Annotated in this window: 18 protein-coding genes; 14 read left to right on the forward strand and 4 right to left on the reverse strand. The window is 72.6% G+C overall.

The genetic code is table 11. The features are described 5' to 3' along the window. The first annotated feature begins 41 nt into the window (after window positions 1-41). The 7 genes from ACK1X7_RS34260 (at window position 42) to ACK1X7_RS34290 (ending at window position 5,330) form a co-directional block, all read left to right on the forward strand. Window positions 42-872 carry a helix-turn-helix domain-containing protein gene (locus ACK1X7_RS34260; RefSeq protein WP_385146344.1) on the forward strand — a complete coding sequence of 277 codons (831 nt, stop codon included), beginning with the start codon at window positions 42-44 and terminating at the stop codon, window positions 870-872. 63 nt (window positions 873-935) lie between these two features. Beyond that, window positions 936-2,432, forward strand: coding sequence for a 30S ribosomal protein S12 methylthiotransferase RimO (rimO, locus tag ACK1X7_RS34265; protein ID WP_413116095.1), 1,497 nt, complete (start codon window positions 936-938; stop codon window positions 2,430-2,432). Next, complete coding sequence (gene pgsA / locus ACK1X7_RS34270) at window positions 2,429-3,061, forward strand: CDP-diacylglycerol--glycerol-3-phosphate 3-phosphatidyltransferase (RefSeq protein ID WP_385146342.1); 633 nt, start codon at window positions 2,429-2,431, stop codon at window positions 3,059-3,061. The genes rimO and pgsA overlap by 4 nt, the downstream gene beginning before the upstream one ends. After that, complete coding sequence (locus ACK1X7_RS34275; RefSeq protein ID WP_385146340.1) at window positions 3,058-3,576, forward strand: CinA family protein; 519 nt, start codon at window positions 3,058-3,060, stop codon at window positions 3,574-3,576. Before pgsA ends, ACK1X7_RS34275 begins: the two co-directional genes overlap by 4 nt. Before the next feature lie 109 nt (window positions 3,577-3,685). Next, window positions 3,686-4,072 carry a helix-turn-helix domain-containing protein gene (locus tag ACK1X7_RS34280; protein ID WP_014055327.1) on the forward strand — a complete coding sequence of 129 codons (387 nt, stop codon included), beginning with the start codon at window positions 3,686-3,688 and terminating at the stop codon, window positions 4,070-4,072. 139 nt (window positions 4,073-4,211) lie between these two features. Then, window positions 4,212-4,694: a Dps family protein gene (locus ACK1X7_RS34285; protein ID WP_385146338.1), complete on the forward strand. Its 483-nt coding sequence runs from the start codon at window positions 4,212-4,214 to the stop codon at window positions 4,692-4,694. Window positions 4,695-5,030: 336 nt separating this feature from the next. Then, the gene (locus ACK1X7_RS34290) at window positions 5,031-5,330 is read left to right on the forward strand and encodes a hypothetical protein (RefSeq protein WP_385146336.1); all 300 of its coding nucleotides are present in this window, start codon (window positions 5,031-5,033) and stop codon (window positions 5,328-5,330) included. On the opposite strand, the gene ACK1X7_RS34295 is transcribed toward ACK1X7_RS34290, so the two are convergent. Both ACK1X7_RS34295 and ACK1X7_RS34300 read right to left on the reverse strand, forming a co-directional pair. Further along, a complete protein-coding gene (locus ACK1X7_RS34295) occupies window positions 5,264-6,070 on the reverse strand; it encodes an Fpg/Nei family DNA glycosylase (RefSeq protein WP_385146334.1) in 807 nt (268 codons plus the stop codon). The two genes, ACK1X7_RS34290 and ACK1X7_RS34295, sit on opposite strands and share 67 nt — an antisense overlap. A 134-nt stretch (window positions 6,071-6,204) precedes the next feature. Next, window positions 6,205-10,869, reverse strand: a complete 4,665-nt coding sequence (locus ACK1X7_RS34300; RefSeq protein WP_385146332.1) for an ATP-dependent helicase — start codon at window positions 10,867-10,869, stop codon at window positions 6,205-6,207. 81 nt (window positions 10,870-10,950) lie between these two features. Here ACK1X7_RS34300 and ACK1X7_RS34305 point away from each other — a divergent pair, with 81 nt between their 5' ends. The 3 genes from ACK1X7_RS34305 to ACK1X7_RS34315 are packed head-to-tail and all read left to right on the forward strand — an operon-like array spanning window position 10,951 to window position 12,843. Then, window positions 10,951-11,802 carry an AraC family transcriptional regulator gene (locus tag ACK1X7_RS34305; RefSeq protein ID WP_385146330.1) on the forward strand — a complete coding sequence of 284 codons (852 nt, stop codon included), beginning with the start codon at window positions 10,951-10,953 and terminating at the stop codon, window positions 11,800-11,802. 28 nt (window positions 11,803-11,830) lie between these two features. Next, entirely contained in the window at window positions 11,831-12,544 is a 714-nt protein-coding gene (locus ACK1X7_RS34310) for an AzlC family ABC transporter permease (RefSeq protein ID WP_385146353.1), read from the forward strand. Then, window positions 12,541-12,843 carry an AzlD domain-containing protein gene (locus tag ACK1X7_RS34315; RefSeq protein ID WP_385146328.1) on the forward strand — a complete coding sequence of 101 codons (303 nt, stop codon included), beginning with the start codon at window positions 12,541-12,543 and terminating at the stop codon, window positions 12,841-12,843. Before ACK1X7_RS34310 ends, ACK1X7_RS34315 begins: the two co-directional genes overlap by 4 nt. Before the next feature lie 19 nt (window positions 12,844-12,862). Here ACK1X7_RS34315 and ACK1X7_RS34320 read toward each other — a convergent pair whose 3' ends face one another. Then, on the reverse strand, window positions 12,863-13,855 hold the full coding sequence (locus tag ACK1X7_RS34320) for a hypothetical protein (RefSeq protein WP_398159932.1): 993 nt from the start codon (window positions 13,853-13,855) through the stop codon (window positions 12,863-12,865). A gap of 79 nt (window positions 13,856-13,934) precedes the next feature. On the opposite strand from ACK1X7_RS34320, the gene ACK1X7_RS34325 reads away from it, so the two are divergent. The 4 genes from ACK1X7_RS34325 (at window position 13,935) to recX (ending at window position 17,306) form a co-directional block, all read left to right on the forward strand. After that, a complete protein-coding gene (locus ACK1X7_RS34325; RefSeq protein ID WP_014055336.1) occupies window positions 13,935-14,129 on the forward strand; it encodes a DUF3046 domain-containing protein in 195 nt (64 codons plus the stop codon). 80 nt (window positions 14,130-14,209) lie between these two features. Beyond that, on the forward strand, window positions 14,210-15,415 hold the full coding sequence (locus ACK1X7_RS34330; RefSeq protein ID WP_385146324.1) for an AI-2E family transporter: 1,206 nt from the start codon (window positions 14,210-14,212) through the stop codon (window positions 15,413-15,415). A 136-nt stretch (window positions 15,416-15,551) separates the two neighbouring features. Then, on the forward strand, window positions 15,552-16,691 hold the full coding sequence (recA, locus tag ACK1X7_RS34335; protein ID WP_361494182.1) for a recombinase RecA: 1,140 nt from the start codon (window positions 15,552-15,554) through the stop codon (window positions 16,689-16,691). 3 nt (window positions 16,692-16,694) lie between these two features. After that, a complete protein-coding gene (recX, locus tag ACK1X7_RS34340; RefSeq protein WP_390792716.1) occupies window positions 16,695-17,306 on the forward strand; it encodes a recombination regulator RecX in 612 nt (203 codons plus the stop codon). Between the two features lie 162 nt (window positions 17,307-17,468). Here the strand turns inward: recX and ACK1X7_RS34345 are convergent, their stop codons facing one another. After that, a complete protein-coding gene (locus ACK1X7_RS34345) occupies window positions 17,469-17,855 on the reverse strand; it encodes a rhodanese-like domain-containing protein (protein ID WP_385149371.1) in 387 nt (128 codons plus the stop codon).

Below are 17,855 nucleotides of genomic sequence, written 5' to 3' on the forward strand. Positions count from 1 at the left end.
CTGAACCCCCAGCAGGTGGCTCACGCTCGAAAGGCGCCCCCGTGTCCATCGGCAACCTTCCCGAAGACGGCAACTCCCCCGAAGACGACCGGGTTTCCATCGGTCGCGCCCTCCAGCAGGCCCGTATCTCCGCCGGGCTGACCGTCGACGAGGTCAGTTCCTCCACCCGGGTGCGCACCCCCATCGTGCGGGGCATCGAGCAGGACGATTTCTCGCGCTGCGGCGGCGATGTCTACGCCCGCGGGCACATCCGTGTGCTCGCGCGCGCCGTGGGCTGCGATCCGGAGTCCCTGATCGCACAGTTCGACGCCGAACACGGCGGCCGGCCCACGCCGACCGCGCCGGCGCCGCTGTTCGAGGCCGAGCGGATCCGCCCCGACCCCCGGCGCCCCAACTGGACGGCCGCGATGGTCGCGGCGATCGTCGCCGTCGTCGGGTTCGTGGGCTTCACTCTTTTCAGGGGCGGCAACGGAGACGGCTCGACGGTCGCCGACGACACCGGCTCGCCCAAGCCCAGCGCCTCCGCGCCCACCAACAGCGCCGCCCCTTCCAAGCCCGCCGCCCCGAACAAGCCCGACCCGTCCGACAGCGCCATCGCGGGCGTCCCGGCGGACAAGGTCACCGTCAAGCTGACCGCCGAGGACGGCCAGAGCTGGATCTCCGCCCAGGATCACAACGGCCGGCTGATCGAGGAGGGCGTGCTGCGCGAGGGCGACTCCAAGACCTTCAGCGACAGCAGGCGCATCGACCTGGTGCTGGGCAACGCCGGGGCGATCAAGCTGTTCGTGAACGGCAAGGAAGTGAAGAACGTGGGCACCAGCGGGGCCGTCCAGCGGCTGAGCTACACCAAGGGAGACCCCGAAGCCGGCTGAGCCGCGGCAAGATCGGGAGCCCTGCCAGCGGAGGCTGTCGTGGGGACGAAGTAGTCTGACCCCATGCCCGAACGCCGCACCGTCGCCCTTGTCACCCTTGGCTGCGCCCGTAACGAGGTGGACTCGGAGGAGCTCGCAGGCCGCTTGGCGGCGGACGGCTGGGAGCTCGTCGAGGAAGCCACCGAGGCGGACGTCGCCGTCGTCAACACCTGTGGCTTCGTGGAGGCCGCCAAGAAGGACTCGGTCGACGCCCTGCTGGAGGCGAACGATCTGAAGGACCACGGCCGCACCCAGGCCGTGGTGGCCGTCGGCTGCATGGCCGAGCGGTACGGCAAGGAGCTGGCGGAGGCGCTGCCCGAGGCCGACGGAGTGCTCGGCTTCGACGACTACGCCGATATCTCCGACCGCCTGCGGACCATCCTCGCCGGTGGCGTCCACGCCTCCCACACCCCTCGCGACCGCCGCAAGCTGCTGCCGATCAGCCCGGCCGAGCGGCAGGACGCCGCCTCGGTGGCACTGCCCGGCCACGCCCAGGACACCGCGCCCGAGGACCTGCCCGAGGGGGTGGCCCCGGCCTCCGGGCCGCGGGCCCCGCTGCGCCGCAGACTGGACAGCAGCCCGGTGGCCTCGGTGAAGCTGGCCTCCGGCTGCGACCGGCGCTGCTCGTTCTGCGCCATCCCGTCCTTCCGCGGCTCCTTCATCTCGCGCCGCCCCTCCGATGTGCTGGGCGAGACCCGCTGGCTGGCCGAGCAGGGGGTGAAGGAGATCATGCTGGTCTCCGAGAACAACACCTCGTACGGCAAGGACCTCGGGGACATCCGGCTGCTGGAGACGCTGCTGCCGGAGCTGGCCGCGGTGGACGGCATCGAGCGGATCCGGGTCAGCTATCTACAGCCCGCCGAGATGCGTCCCGGGCTGATCGACGTGCTCACCTCGACCGAGAAGGTCGCGCCGTACTTCGACCTGTCCTTCCAGCACTCGGCGCCCGGGGTGCTGCGCGCCATGCGCCGCTTCGGCGACACCGACCGGTTCCTGGAGCTGCTCGAGACCATCAGAGGCAAGGCGCCGCAGGCCGGCGCCCGGTCGAACTTCATCGTCGGCTTCCCCGGCGAGAGCGAGGACGACCTGGCGGAGCTGGAGCGCTTCCTCAGTGAGGCGCGGCTGGACGCCATCGGCGTCTTCGGGTACTCGGACGAGGACGGCACCGAAGCGGCCGGTTATGAGAACAAGGTCGACCCCGAGGTGGTCGCCGAGCGCCTGGAGCGCGTCTCGCGGCTCGCGGAGGAGCTGACCGCCCAGCGGGCGGAGGAGCGGCTCGGCGAGGTCGTCGAGGTGCTGGTGGAGGAGATCGACGACACCGGGGCAGTCCTGGGCCGTGGCGCCCACCAGGCGCCGGAGACCGATGGCCAGACGCTGCTCAGCACCGACGGGGAGCCGGAGGTGGGCCGTATGGTCGAAGCGAAGGTGATCGCGACGGAGGGAGTGGACCTCGTCGCGGAGCCGCTTGAGCCGCTGGAGCGGCAGGGTGGCGGAGAGCCCACCGGGAAGGCGGACAGATGACGGGTGTCCCGGCCTCCGCCGCGGGAGGTCACCGCCGCCCGGCGGCCGCTGTCGGGCCCGCCGGTTTGTGGAACATCGCCAATATCCTCACCATGGTGCGGCTGCTCCTGGTGCCCGGGTTTGTGTTGTTGATGCTGCACAATGGCGGGTACGACCCGGCGTGGCGCTCCGTCGCCTGGGCGGCGTTCGCCATCGCCATGATCACCGATCTCTTCGACGGTCATCTGGCCCGCCGGTACAACCTGGTCACCGACTTCGGGAAGATCGCCGATCCGATCGCGGACAAGGCGATCATGGGCGCGGCGCTGATCTGTCTGTCGGCCCTGTCCGACCTTCCCTGGTGGGTGACGGGGGTGATCCTCTTCCGTGAGATCGGAATCACACTGATGCGGTTCTGGGTGATCCGGATCGGGGTCATTCCGGCCAGCCGGGGCGGAAAGCTGAAGACGCTCGCGCAGGGCACCGCCGTCGGGATGTACATCCTGGCGCTCACCGGGCCGCTGGCCACGCTGCGGTTCTGGGTGATGGCCGTGGCCGTGATCCTTACGGTGGTCACCGGCCTCGACTACGTCCGGCAGGCGATCGTGCTGCGCCGGGCGGGCCGGGCGGCGGAGGAGGCCACGAGGTGAGCGGCGACGGGACGGCGGCCGAGGTGCTGGCGCTGCTGGAGCGGCGCGGGCAGACCCTGGCCGTCGCCGAATCGCTCACCGGCGGGCTGGTGGCGGCCGAGCTGACCGCGGTGGACGGCGCCTCCCGCTCCTTCCGCGGCTCGGTGACGGCGTACGCCACCGACCTCAAGCACGAGCTGCTGGGCGTGGACGGGGCCCTGCTGGCCGAGCGCGGCGCGGTCGACGCCGAGGTGGCCCGGCAGATGGCCCGCGGCGTACGGCGTGTGCTGGGCACGGACTGGGGCGTGGCCACCACCGGTGTGGCCGGTCCCACACCGCAGGACGGCCAGCCCGTGGGCACCGTTCATGTGGCGGTCGCGGGGCCCTCGGAGGCGGTGGCCGCGGCGGCGCTGCGGCTCGAAGGAGACCGTGCCGGAATTCGCGGGCAGACCGTCCGCGCCACAGTCAAGCTGCTGTTCAGCGAATTGATCGCGACGGCAGGGGCAAAGGATACGGAACAACACGACGAGTTTTGATGTTTGCAGCCCTGAGTGAACACGACATCGCTCCCCGCACGGGCGCAGCCCGAGGCGGTACGGTGGGGCGTGAAGGATCCGGATCCGAGGTCCGAGGAGGGAGCCAGCGATGATTCTGCTCCGTCGCCTGCTGGGTGACGTGCTGCGCCGGCAGCGCCAGCGCCAGGGCCGTACTCTGCGCGAGGTTTCCTCCTCCGCCCGGGTGTCGCTCGGCTATCTGTCAGAGGTCGAGCGCGGCCAGAAGGAAGCCTCGTCCGAGCTGCTGTCGGCGATCTGCGACGCCCTTGAGGTGCGGATGTCGCAGGTCATGCGTGAGGTCAGCGACGAGCTGTCGCTCGCCGAACTGGCCGAGTCGGCCGCGTCCACCACCGAGAAGGTCCCGGCGCCCATGCGGCCCGTGCTCAATCCCGTCTCTGTGACGTCCGTGACGGGCGTTCCGGAGGAGCGGGTGACCATCAAGTCCCCCAAGGAAGCCGTGGACGTGGTGGCGGCCTGAGGGCCTGACCAGAGTTCTTCGAGGCCCCGGCCGGTAGCCATACCGGCCGGGGCCTCGATGTTTGTCCGGCCGGATTCGGGTCACCCCACATGAGGAGAAGTAATCAAGAGGGGCCAAACGGTCGAACAGGAGGAACCGGATGTCTGTGGTGAGGAGCCCGCTGCCGGAGGAACACCTCAAGGTCGTCGCTGACGCGCTGCAAGGCGCCCTCGTCGATCTGGTCGACCTCCACCTGGTGGGCAAGCAGATCCACTGGACGGTCGTGGGCCCGCGATTCCGCACGATCCATTTGCAGCTCGACGAGGTCGTGGCGACGACCAGGGATCATGCCGACACGGTGGCGGAGCGGGCCTCGGCGCTCGGGGTGGCGCCGGACGGACGGGCTCAGACGGTCGCCGCGACCAGCGGTGTCGACACGGTCAAGGACGGCTGGACCGATGACACCCAGGCCATCCGCACGCTCGTGGACACCCTTGGAGCGGTGATCGCGCGGATGCGGGAGCGGATCCGCGCGACCGACGAACCGGACCCGGTGACCCAGGACATTCTCATCGAGGTCACCCGTGACCTGGAGAAGCACCACTGGATGTTCCAGGCCGAGAACGGCGGCCATCGAGCCTGAGGCGCTGAGCCGGGCCTCGGGCGGGCTGAGGCGCCGGTTGAGGCTTCGAGGCGCTGAGCCGGGCCTCGCCGTGCCGAGGCCGACCGGGCACCGGGACGGGCGCCGGCCCGGCTTCGGGGCGGACGACCGGAATGGTCGGCCCGTCCCGCCGCCGGGCGATTTTCTTTTCCGCCCCTTCGACCTGGTGTTTCGGCTCGACGGCCCGCTCTGGGTGCGCAGTTTGGCCCGGCTGGGCACACTGGGGGGATCGCGAGTGTCCGACACGCGCCGACGTGCTTCCTGTGCGCCCTCCCGCCGTATGCGAACAGGCGTCTAGCGTCGCCGAAGGAGGCAGTCATGGCAGCCGTCGGAGGGGCCGACGCCCAGGGCCTCAGGCCGGTCCGCTGGGTGCTCGCGCTCGCTCTGGGCGGAGTCTGGTGGTGGTCCGTGCTGCGGCTGGCGATACAGCCGGGAGAGGCCGGGCCGGTGGAGGGGGCGTTAGCGGTCGGCGGCTGGGGGCTGAGCCTGCTGCCGGTGCACTGCGGTCCCTCGCCCAGAAGGGGCGGTGCCCGTGGGGGAGGCCCTCCGCGTCAGGGCGGGGCGGGCCCCTGCGGTCCCGCCTGGCAGCTCGGGCACCAGAAGGTCGAGCGCTCCTGACCCGCACGGCCCTGGTCGGCGGCGCGCACCGGCGTACCGCAGCGCAGACAGGGCCGCCCCGGGCGCCCGTACACCCACAGCCGGCGGTCGGGGCGCGGCTCGGCCGTGGTGACCCGGGCGCGCCGGTTCCTGTTGGCCTCCAGCAGCTTCTTGGCTTGAACGACCAGGCGCTCGGGGGAGGACACCTCGCCGATCGGCAGCCAGGGCGAGACACGCAGTACGAAGCACAGCTCGGACTTGTAGACATTGCCGATCCCGGCGAGGTTCCGCTGGTCCAGCAGCGCTTCGCCCAGAGGCCGGGACGGATCGGCGAGCAGTCGGCGCAGCGCCTCGTCCGGATCCCAGTCGGGGCCGAGGAGATCGGGGCCGAGATGGCCGACGACCTTGTCCTCGTCGCCGGTGCGGAGCAGTTCGAGGACGGGGAGGCGGTAGCCGACGGCGGTATGGGCGGCGGTGGCCAGGATGGCCCGGATCTGGTGGTGCGGGCCGCCACGCCATCGCTCGCCCGGCCCGTACACCTGCCAGGATCCGTCCATCCGCAGATGGGAGTGGAGGGTCAGCCCGCCCTCGAGGCGGGTCAGCAGATGCTTGCCGCGCGGGACGACCTCGAGGACCCGGCGGCCGGTGAGGTCGGCGGTCGCCAGGCGGGGGACGCGCAGGTCACTGCGGATGAGCGGAGAACCGGCGAGGGCCCGGTGAAGGCGCTGTGCGGTCTGCCAGACGGTGTCTCCTTCGGGCATGGCATCCATGATGCCGGTGGGCGCGGGCAGGTGGGAGCGCTCCGTCTCCGTCCGGTGCGGAGCCCCCGTTGGATCAAGGGCGCCACGAGGGGCGCTCCATGGTGCTGCATGGTGCCGAGGGCCTTGCTTGCTGGTCAGGGACGCAGCCGGAAGCCCCGCGGGGTCGGGTGGAAGCCCGCCGATTCCAGGAGCTTGCCGATCGGGGACGAGAGCGCCTGGACGCCGTTGACGCGCTCGACGGTGACGGAGCCGAGCGCACCCGCGCGGGCGGACTCGGCCAGCGACTCCACCGCCGTCCGCAGCCGGGCGTCGTCCTCGGGGGAGGCGGCCTCGGCCTCGCCCGAGGGCCAGGCGAGCAGGGTCTTGCCGCCCCGCTCCATGTAGAGCGCCAGCTCTCCGTCGACGAGCACCACCATCGCCCCCGCCTTACGGCCCGGCCGGTGGCCCGCGTCCGCGGGCGGATCGGGCCAGGGGAGCGCGGCGCCATAGGCATTGGCGGGGTCGGCCGAGGCGAGCACGAAGGCGCGCCGGGACTGCCCCCGCTGCCCGTCGAAGGCGGGGGCCGCCGTGCGGTCGCGGGCCGTGCTGACCGCGCGCAGCCGGTCCACCGCGCCGTCCATCGCGAACTGGGCGGCGCCGAGACCCTCGACCACATAGCCGCGGCGCGCCTGGCCGGTCTCCTCGAAGGCGGACAGCACCCGGTAGGCGGCGGAGAAGCCGCCCTCGACCCCCTCGGCGGCGACCGCCCCGCGGGTGACGACGCCGTGCCGGTCGAGCAGGGTGCGGGCCAGGGCGTGGGCGCGGTGGGTGGGCTCGGGCTCGCGCTCCGGCAGCAGGGACCAGCGCCCGGCGACGGTGGGCGGGCCGTTGCGCGATGCCGTGGGACGGCCGGTGCGGCCCGTGAGGCCGCCGTAGCGCCCCCGGGGGACCGCGCGCTTGGCGCGATGGGCGGTGGAGCCCGCCGTACGGCCCGAGCCCAGCAGTGAGCGCAGCGGGGCCAGGGTGTCGCCGGTGACCCGGCCGGACCAGACCAGGTCCCACAGAGCCTCGGCGAGCTGGGGGTCCTGGAACTCGTGCCCGGCGGCGCGGGCCTGCTCGGCGATCTGGCGGAAGAACAGCCCGTACCCCCCGGCCAGGGAGTCGAGGACGGCCTGGTGGAGGGGGCCCGCCTCAAGGGGGTGCGGGGTGTGGAGCAGCAGCGGGGCGGTGTCGGCCAGATGCAGGGTGACCCAGCCGTCCTTCCCCGGCAGCGCTCCCGCCCCGGCCCAGACGACCTCCCCGGAGGCGGCGAGCTCGTCGAGCATCGTGGGGGCGTAATCGCTCACCCGGGACGGCAGGACCAGCTTCTCCAGGGCGGAGGCGGGCACGGGCGCCCCCTGGAGCTGCTCGATCGCGCGCACCAGCCCGTCGATACCGCGCAGGCTGTGGGTGCCCAGATGCTGCCACTGCGGGAGGAACGCGGCGAGCGCCGAGGGCGGCACGGGCTCCAGCTCATGGCGCAGCGCGGCCAGGGAGCGGCGCCGCAGCCTGCGCAGCACGGTGGCGTCGCACCATTCCTGGCCGATGCCTGAGGGATGGAATTCGCCTTGGACGACGCGGCCGTCGGCGGCCAGCCGGTGCAGGGCGCCCTCCGTGACGGCCACGCCGAGGCCGAAGCGGGCTGCGGCCTGCGCCGAGGTGAACGGGCCGTGGGTGCGGGCATAGCGGGCCAGCAGATCGCCCAGGGGATCCTTGACCGGTTCGGTGAACGCCTCGGGGACGCCGACCGGCAGGGCCGTGCCGAGTGCGTCCCGCAGCCGCCCCGCGTCCTCCACCGCGGCCCAGTGGTCCTCGCCCGCGATCCGGACCCGGATGGCGCGCCGGGCCCCGGCCAGGTCCTCGGCCCATCCGGGCTCGGCACCGCGCTCGGCCAACTGGGCGGCGGTGAGCGGGCCGAGCAGCCTGAGGACGTCGGCGACGCCCTCGGCGTCCTTGATCCGGCGGTCCTCGGTGAGCCACTGAAGCTCGTGCTCCAGCTCGGCCAGGACGTCGGCGTCGAGCAGCTCGCGCAGCTCGGCCTGGCCCAGGAGCTCGGCCAGCAGCCGCGCGTCGAGGGAGAGGGCGGCGGCGCGGCGCTCGGCGAGCGGGGAGTCGCCCTCGTAGAGGAACTGCGCCACATAGCCGAAGAGCAGCGAGCGGGCGAAGGGGGACGGCTCGGGGGTGGTCACCTCCACCAGCCGGACCCGGCGGGCCTCGATGTCGCCCATCAGCTCGGTGAGGCCGGGGACGTCGAAGACGTCCTGGAGGCATTCGCGGACGGCTTCGAGGACGATCGGGAAGGAGCCGAACTCGCTCGCCACTTGGAGGAGCTGCGCGGCGCGCTGGCGCTGCTGCCACAGCGGGGTGCGCTTGCCGGGGTCGCGGCGGGGCAGCAGCAGCGCGCGGGCGGCGCATTCGCGGAACCGGGAGGCGAACAGCGCAGAGCCGCCGACCTGGTCGGTGACGATCTGGTTGATCTCGCCCTTGTCGAAGGCGACATCGGCCGCGCCCACCGGGGACTGATCGGAGTCGTACTCGGCGCCCTGGCGCATCGGGTCGGCGTCGAGGAGGTCGAGACCCATCAGATCGGCGTCGGGCAGCCGCAGCACGATGCCGTCGTCGGCGTGCATGACCTGGGCGTCGATGCCGTACCGCTCGGACAGGCGGGAGCCCAGGGCGAGCGCCCAGGGGGCGTGGACCTGCGCGCCGAAGGGGGAGTGGACCACCACCCGCCAGTCGCCCAGCTCGTCGCGGAACCGCTCCACCACGATCGTGCGGTCGTCCGGCACATGCCCGCAGGCGCGGCGCTGCTCGTCCAGGTACCCGATGACGTTCTCGGCGGCCCAGGCGTCCAGACCGGCGGCCAGCAGCCGCAGGCGGGCGTCCTCGGGCGGCAGCGCGCCGACCTCGCGCAGGAACGCGCCCAGGGCTCGGCCCAGCTCCAGGGGGCGGCCGAGCTGGTCGCCCTTCCAGAACGGCAGCCGGCCGGGGACGCCGGGGGCGGGGGAGACCAGGACCCGGTCGCGGGTGATGTCCTCGATCCGCCAAGAGGTGGTGCCCAGGGTGAACACATCGCCCACCCGCGACTCGTAGACCATCTCCTCGTCGAGCTCGCCGACCCTGCCGCCGCCCTTCTTGGGGTCGGCGCCCGCCAGGAAGACGCCGAAGAGCCCGCGATCGGGGATGGTGCCGCCGGAGGTCACCGCGAGCCGCTGCGCCCCGGGGCGGCCGGTGACCGTATGGGCGACGCGGTCCCACACCAGGCGCGGCCGCAACTCCGCGAAGGCGTCGGAGGGGTAGCGGCCCGCGAGCATGTCGAGGACCGAGGTGTACGCCGACTCCGGGAGCGCGGCGAACGGTGCGGCGCGGCGGATCAGGGCCAGGAGCTCGTCCACGTCCCACGTGTCCATGGCGGTGATGGCGATGAGCTGCTGGGCGAGCACGTCCAGCGGGTTGGCGGGCACCCGCAGCGATTCGATGGCCCCCTCGCGCATCCGCTCGGTGACCACCGCGGCCTGCACCAGATCCCCGCGGTACTTCGGGAAGACGACGCCGGTGGAGACCGCGCCCACCTGGTGGCCGGCCCGGCCCACCCGTTGCAGACCGGAGGCCACCGAGGGCGGCGACTCGACCTGGACGACCAGGTCGACCGCGCCCATGTCGATGCCGAGCTCCAGGCTGGAGGTGGCGACGACGGCGGGCAGCCGGCCGGCCTTGAGGTCCTCCTCGACCAGCGCCCGCTGCTCCTTGGATACCGAGCCGTGGTGCGCGCGGGCCAGCAGCGGGGGCGCGCCGCGGGCCGCACCGGCCTCGGCCATCAGCTCGGCGGGGGAGTGGTCCTCGGGCAGGGCCTCACCGGTGGCCCGCTCGTAGGCGATCTCGTTCAGCCGGTTGCAAAGCCGCTCGGCCAGCCGCCGGGAGTTGGCGAAGACGATGGTGGAGCGATGGGCCTGGACGAGATCGGTGATCCGCTCCTCCACATGGGGCCAGATCGACGGCCGCTCGCCTGCCTCGCCCTCCTGGGCGGGGGAGCCGCCCAACTCGCCCAGATCCTCCACGGGCACGACCACCGACAGGTCGAACTCCTTGCCCGACGGCGGCTGGACGATCTCCACCTTGCGCCGCGGCGACAGGAACCGCGCCACCTCGTCCACCGGCCGCACGGTCGCGGACAGGCCGATGCGCCGGGCGGGGCGATCGAGCAGCTCGTCGAGGCGCTCCAGGGAGAGGGCGAGATGGGCGCCCCGCTTCGTCCCCGCGACGGCGTGGACCTCGTCCAGGATCACGGTCTCCACCCCGCGCAGCGCCTCCCGGGTGGCGGAGGTGAGCATCAGGAACAGTGACTCGGGGGTGGTGATGAGGATGTCCGGCGGGCGGGTGGCCAGGGCGCGGCGCTCGGCGGCCGGGGTGTCGCCCGAGCGGGTGCCCACCCGGATCTCCGGCTCGGGCCTGCCCAGCCGCACCGCCTCCTGGCGGATACCGGTCAGCGGGCTGCGGAGATTGCGCTCGACATCCACCGCCAGGGCCTTCAGCGGGGAGACATACAGCACCCGGCAGCGCTTCTTCGCCTCGGCGGGCGGCGGCTCACCGGCCAGCCTGTCCAGGGCCGCCAGGAAGGCGGCCAGGGTCTTGCCCGAGCCGGTGGGGGCGACCACCAGGACGTCCGAGCCCTCGCCGATCGCCCGCCACGCACCCTCCTGCGCGGGCGTGGGCGCGGTGAAGGCGCCCGTGAACCATCCGCGGGTGGCCGGGGAGAATGCGTCGAGCGCCGAGCCTGCCATGCCCTCCATCGTGCACCGGACCACTGACAATGGACGGAGTCGCAGGTCAGCGGGGGCCCGGGCGGGGCGCACAATGGTGCCATGGGAATCCGGGAGAGCGCGCGGCACTGGCGGTACCCCCAGCTTCCGGGCGTCGATCTGCTGCGGGCCCGCTATATCCACAAGACCTTCGTATGGCACACCCATGAGTCCTTCGTGATCGCCGCGATCACCGAGGGCGTCGAGGAGTTCCACCACCGCGGTGCCGTCGAGCGCACCGGGCCCGGCGGGGTCGCGCTCATCAATCCGGAGGTACCGCACACCGGGCGGGCCGGGGCGCCCGAGGGGTGGGCGTACAGCGTGCTGTACCCGGCCGCGGACCTGGTCGCCGGTGTCGCCGCCGAGACGACCACGCTCCGTGGTACGGCCGGGTTCCGGATCCCCTCCGTCGACGACCCCCAGAGCGCGCGGCTGGTCACCGCGGTGCACCGGGCCGCCGAGGAGGGCAACGCGCTGGCCGCCGACAGCCTGCTGCGCATCGCCCTCGCCCGGCTGCTGCGCGACCATGGCGGCCCGCTCCCCGAGCGCACGGCGCGCACCGCGGGTGCGCGAAGGGCGGCGCGCGCCCGCGCGATCCTCCAGGAGCGCATGGCCGACCCGCCGTCCCTGGAACGGCTGGCGGCCGAGCTGGAGACCGGTCCCTTCGCCCTGCTGCGCGCCTTCCGCGCCGCCTACGGGATGCCGCCGCACACCTGGCTGACCGACGCCCGGGTCCGCAGGGCCCGGCTGCTGCTGGACGCCGGGACCGCGCCCGCCGAGGCGGCCGTCGCCGTCGGCTTCACCGACCAGTCCCATCTGAACCGTCACTTCACCCGCAACGTGGGAGTGCCACCGGGCGCCTACCGGCGGGAGCGCGCAAGAACGTACAAGACCGAATCCGAAGCGCTCTCCTAATGTGCGCGGTGTGTCAGAACAGATAGAGATGCGAACCGATTCCGCCGCACCTCCGGCGGACTCGGCCGTTGTCCGCGACGCCCTGGGCGTCGGTGTCGCTGTAGGGCTCTCCGGTTTCGCCTTCGGGGTGACGTCGGCGGGCGCCGGGCTCGGCCTGCTCCAGACCTGTGCGCTCAGCCTGCTCGTCTTCACCGGGGCGTCGCAGTTCGCCCTCGTGGGCGCGCTGGCGGCGGGCGGCAATCCGTTCACCGCCGCCGCCGGGGCGTTCTTCCTCGGAGTGCGCAACGCCTTCTACGGGCTGCGGCTGTCCGGACTCCTCGGACTGCCGCGCGCGGTGCGCCCCCTGGCCGCCCACTGGGTCATCGACGAGACCTCCGCCGTCACCCTCGCCCAGCCCGACCGGCGCACCGCGCGTCTCGGGTTCACCATCACCGGGCTGACGCTGTACATCCTGTGGAACCTCACCACGCTGATCGGCGCCCTGGGGGCGTCCGCGCTCGGCGACACCGACGCCTGGGGCCTGGACGCCGCCGGGCCCGCCGTCTTCCTCGCCCTGCTGGCCCCCATGCTCAGCGGCACCGTCGAGCGTGCGGTGGCCGGTCTCGGCGTCCTGCTGGTGCTGCTGTGCCAGCCGGTGCTGCCCGCCGGGGTCCCGGTCCTGGTGGCGGCACTCGCCGCCCCCGTCGTCCTTACGGTGCACGGGCGGATGTCGCGCGGCACGGAGCCCGGTGAGCGCCGATGACCATCTGGATCGCCATCGGCGTCACCGCGGTGGGCTGCTATCTCGTCAAGCTGCTGGGCCTCTCGGTGCCCGCCGGGGTCCTGGAACGCCCGCTCGTCAGGCGTCTGGCCGCCCTGCTGCCCGTGGCCCTGCTCGCCGCCCTCACCGCCCAGCAGACCTTCAGCGACGGGCAGCACCTCCTCCTGGACGCGAGGGCGGCCGGGGTGGGGGCGGCGGCGCTCGCGCTGGTGCTCCGCGCCCCCTTCCTGGTGGTGGTCGCCGTGGCCGTCGTCGTCACGGCCGGCGTCCGGGCCCTGTGACCGCCGCGGACGCCCGCGCTCAGATCCGCCGTCCGTAGGCCCGCAGCGTCAGCAGCGCCTCGACGGTCACCACCGACCGCCACTCCAGCGAGGCCCCAGGCGCCCATGGGCGCCGGTGCGGCGGCCAGCCGCCGTCCTCCTGCTGCGCGGCCACGAGCATGTCCAGGGACCGCTCCAGCTCGGCGTCGGTGAACCAGCGGCGTGCCAGCGAGCCGGGCGTACGGGCGATGTCGTGCACCTGGAGGGGCTCACCGGGGCACTGCCCCTGCGGCACGGGGCGGTCCTCGGCGCGCTCGGGGGCGGCCGGCGGCGCGATCAGCCGCTCCTCCCGCACCCGGCGGCCGAGCCGCTCGGCCGCCGCCTCGGCGCGTGCCCGGTCCGGCGCCCCGTCGAGGAAGGCGACGGCCGCCGCGACCTCGTACGGACGCGGCATCGCGCCGCTCTCCCCCAGGGCGGCGACCGCCGCCCAGCAGAAGTCCGTGGCCCGGAAGAGCCACGCATGCCACACCTCGTTACGGTGCAGCAGCCCCACCACCGGCCCGGTGGTCAGCAGATCACTGCGCGGATCGTCCCCCGACGGGACCCAGGGGGCCGCCGGATAGCCGCGCAGCGAGGGGTGGCAGACGGGCAGCGCGCCGTCCGGGGTGGACACGGACGTCAGATAGCGGCACAGGCGCTCCACCCGCTGCCCGCCGCAGCGCCCGATCCCATCGAGCACCCGTAAGGCGTGCACGGCATGCGGCGGCTGGCTCACCGGGCCGCGCAGATCCGGCTCCAGCGCATGGCCGTAGCCCCCGTCGGGCCCCAGATACGCGGCCAGCGCGGTCTCGACCGCCTCGGCGCCGCCGCCCAGGAAGTGATACGCGAATCTGCGCTGCTCCAGCACCCGGGCGGTCAGCCAGACGAACCGCTCGGCGCGGGCGAGCGCGGAGGACTCGGCCGGCTGAGCCGGCTCGGCGGACCCGGGCGTGGGCAGGGAGGGCGAGGAGGGGAGGCTTGCGGATCGATCCATGGACAGACCGTAGGCCGCGGGACACGGTCGGTAGGGGGCTCACGCCTGGGTGCACCCCCGGGAGCGCGATACTGGTCGCATGCGGTTGACGGACTTCTGGCAGCGAATGGCGGATCACTTCGGCGAGGCGTACGCCGACTCCTTCGCGCGCGATCATGTGATGTCGCAACTCGGCGGCCGGACGGTGCACGAGGCGCTGACGGACGGCTGGGAGGCCAAGGACGTCTGGCGCGCGGTCTGCGCCGCGATGGAGATCCCCGAGAGCAGGCGCTGAGCGACCCTCCGGCCGCTGCGGGTGCACCGGCTTCCCGGGGTGGCCGGATTTCTTCGTCCGGTGTACGCCACACTTGCTCCGTGGCCCCGACCGAAGAGACCCTCCCCTCCGACGCCGACGACACCCCGAGCGCCGCTCGGGCCTCCTCGGATTCCCCGCAACCCGACGCGCGCATGCCGCGCTGGCTGCCGCGCGCCATGGTGCTCGCACTCGCGCTGGTGGCCTGTTACCGCCTTGCGACCTGGGCCTTCGATCAGCTCACCGGGCTGCTGCTGAACATCCTGATCGCGTTCTTCCTGGCGCTCGCGATCGAACCGGCCGTGGACCGGATGGCCGCCCGCGGCATGCGCCGAGGGCTGGCCACGGGGCTGGTCTTTCTCGCCATCCTCATCGGCACCGCGGGCTTCTTCACCCTGCTCGGCTCGATGCTCGCCGATCAGATCATCACCATGGTCCAGGACTTCCCGCAGTACCTCGACAATGTCGTCAGGTGGATCAACGACACGTTCCACACCCATCTGTCGCGGCTGGAGATCCAGGACAGCCTGGTGCACTCCGACTGGCTCCAGAGCTACGTCAAGAACAGCGCCGACAATGTGCTGGACGTCTCCGCACAGGTGCTCGGCGGGTTGTTCAAGACGCTGACGGTGACCCTGTTCGCCTTCTACTTCGCCGCCGACGGGCCCCGGCTGCGCCGCGCGCTGTGCTCGGTGCTGCCGCCGACCCGGCAGGTCGAGGTGTTGCGCGCCTGGGAGATCGCGGTCGCCAAGACCGGCGGCTACATCTACTCCCGCGGGCTGATGGCGCTGATCTCCGGTATCGCCCACTACATCCTGCTGGAGGCCCTGGGCGTGCCCTACGCCCCGGCGCTCGCCGTCTGGGTGGGGCTGATCTCGCAGTTCATCCCGACCATCGGCACCTATCTGGCCGGGGCGCTGCCGATGCTGATCGCGTTCACCATCGACCCCTGGTACGCGCTGTGGGTCCTGATCTTCGTCGTGATCTACCAGCAGTTCGAGAACTATCTGCTCCAGCCGAGGATCACCGCCAGGACGGTGGACATCCACCCGGCCGTCTCCTTCGGATCGGTGATAGCCGGCACCGCGCTGCTGGGCGCGGTGGGCGCGCTGATCGCGATTCCGGCGACCGCGACGCTCCAGGCGTTCCTCGGCGCGTACATCAAGCGCTATGACGTGACCGACGATCTGCGGGTGCACGGGCGCACGCGGCGGCGCGGCATGTCGGCCCTCGCGCGGATGCGCGCCGCGTTGGCGCGGCGTAGTTGACACAAAAATCGAACATCCATTCTTATGGAGGTCCGGCAGGTTATCCACAGGCCGAGGACGTCTGGGTCGCTTGTCAGTGGCAGGCGCTAGCGTCATGGACGTGAAGCGATCGACTCAAGCAAACCGGGTGGGACCCATGGCAGGAACCGACCGCGAGAAGGCGCTCGACGCCGCGCTCGCACAGATTGAACGGCAATTCGGCAAGGGCGCCGTGATGCGCATGGGCGATCGGCCAAACGAGCCGGTCGAGGTCATCCCCACCGGATCGACCGCTCTCGATGTCGCCCTCGGTGTCGGCGGTCTGCCGCGCGGCCGGGTGGTCGAGGTCTACGGCCCCGAGTCCTCCGGTAAGACGACCCTGACCCTGCACGCGGTGGCCAATGCCCAGCGGGCCGGCGGCACCGTGGCCTTCGTGGACGCCGAGCACGCCCTCGACCCGGACTACGCGCAGAAGCTGGGCGTGGACACCGACTCCCTGATCCTGTCCCAGCCGGACAACGGCGAGCAGGCGCTCGAGATCGTGGACATGCTGGTCCGCTCCGGCGCCCTCGACCTCATCGTCATCGACTCCGTCGCCGCCCTGGTGCCGCGCGCGGAGATCGAGGGCGAGATGGGCGACTCCCACGTCGGCCTCCAGGCCCGGCTGATGAGCCAGGCGCTCCGTAAGATCACCAGCGCGCTCAACCAGTCCAAGACCACCGCGATCTTCATCAACCAGCTCCGCGAGAAGATCGGCGTGATGTTCGGCTCCCCGGAGACCACGACCGGTGGCCGGGCGCTGAAGTTCTACGCGTCGGTGCGCATCGACATCCGCCGCATCGAGACCCTCAAGGACGGCACCGACGCGGTCGGCAACCGCACTCGCGTCAAGGTCGTCAAGAACAAGGTCGCGCCGCCCTTCAAGCAGGCCGAGTTCGACATCCTCTACGGCCAGGGCATCAGCCGTGAGGGCGGTCTGATCGACATGGGCGTCGAGCACGGCTTCGTCCGCAAGTCCGGTGCCTGGTACACCTACGAGGGCGACCAGCTCGGCCAGGGCAAGGAGAACGCCCGCAACTTCCTGAAGGACAACCCCGATCTCGCCAATGAGATCGAGCGGAAGATCAAGGAAAAGCTCGGCATCGGAGTCAGGCCCCAGGACCCGGCGGCCGCGGCACCCACCGCGGACGCGGCTGGTGCCGCGGGCGTGACCGACGCCGCACCGGCGAAGGCCGTGGCCGCCCCGGCGGCCAAGACCGGGGCGAAGGCGGCCAAGACCGCCGCGGCCAAGAGCTGATCCATGACACGGCGGACCGAATGGCCGGAGGGCTCGGGCCGTCCGGAGCGCCCGGACCGTCCGGACAGCGGCGCCCCCTCCTTGCCGAGGGCCGAGCAGGGGCCGCCGCCCGGCCCGGAGGAGCAGGCGCGGGCGATCTGCCTGCGCCTGCTCACCGGGACCCCGCGCACCCGTAAGCAGCTCGCGGACGCGCTGCGCACCCGGGGCATTCCCGATGACGCGGCGCAGGAGGTGCTCTCCCGGTTCGAGGGCGTCGGCCTGATCGACGACGCGGCGTTCGCCGAGGCATGGGTGGAGTCCCGGCACCACAGCCGGGGGCTCGCCCGGCGGGCGCTCGCCCGTGAGCTGCGCACCAAGGGCGTGGACTCCGCCCTGATCGACGACGCCGTGGGACAGCTCGACGCCGATCAGGAGGAGCGCACGGCGCAGGAGCTGGTCGAGCGCAAGCTGAGGGCCACCCGTGGCCTCGACCGGGATAAGCGGATCCGCCGTCTCGCCGGGATGCTGGCCCGCAAGGGCTACTCCGAGGGGCTGGCGCTGCGGGTGGTGCGGCGTGCGCTGGAGGAGGAGGGAGAGGACCCGGAGCTCCTGGAGCAACACATCCCTGACCTCTGAGCCCCAGCGGCTCCGTCGCGGCGGGGCTGCGAGGGGGCTCGGGTCAATCCGGCGAAGCCGGTTACCGAGAAAGAGCGATGTCCGGCCGTGCGGGAGACACGCGACCCTTGAGACGCGTGTCCCGAGCGGCGTTGTACCGCGCGGTCCCCGAGCCCGGTGGCACTAGTGCACCGGGAGGCCCGCCGCGCGCCACGCCTGGAAGCCGCCGATGAGGTCGGTCGCCCGCTCCAGGCCCAGTTGACGCAGCGAGACCGCGGCGAAGCTGGACGCGTAGCCCTCGTTGCACACCACCACGACCCGCAGATCGTGATGGGTGGCCTCGGGCAGCCGGTGGTCGCACTGCGGGTCGAGCCGCCACTCCAGCTCGTTCCGCTCGACGATCAGCGCCCCCGGGATGGTGCCGTCGCGCTCCCGCAGCGCCGCGTACCGTATGTCCACCAGCAGCGCGCCCTGAACCTGCGCCGCCGCGGCATCGAGCGGCTCCAGCCGGTCGAGCCCCTCGCGGGCCTCGGCCAGCAGCTCGTCCACGCTCCGCTTGGTCGTGCCCAT

Origin of the sequence: Streptomyces sp. CY-1, from assembly GCF_047218265.1 — a bacterium.
Lineage (GTDB): Bacteria > Actinomycetota > Actinomycetes > Streptomycetales > Streptomycetaceae > Streptomyces > Streptomyces niphimycinicus.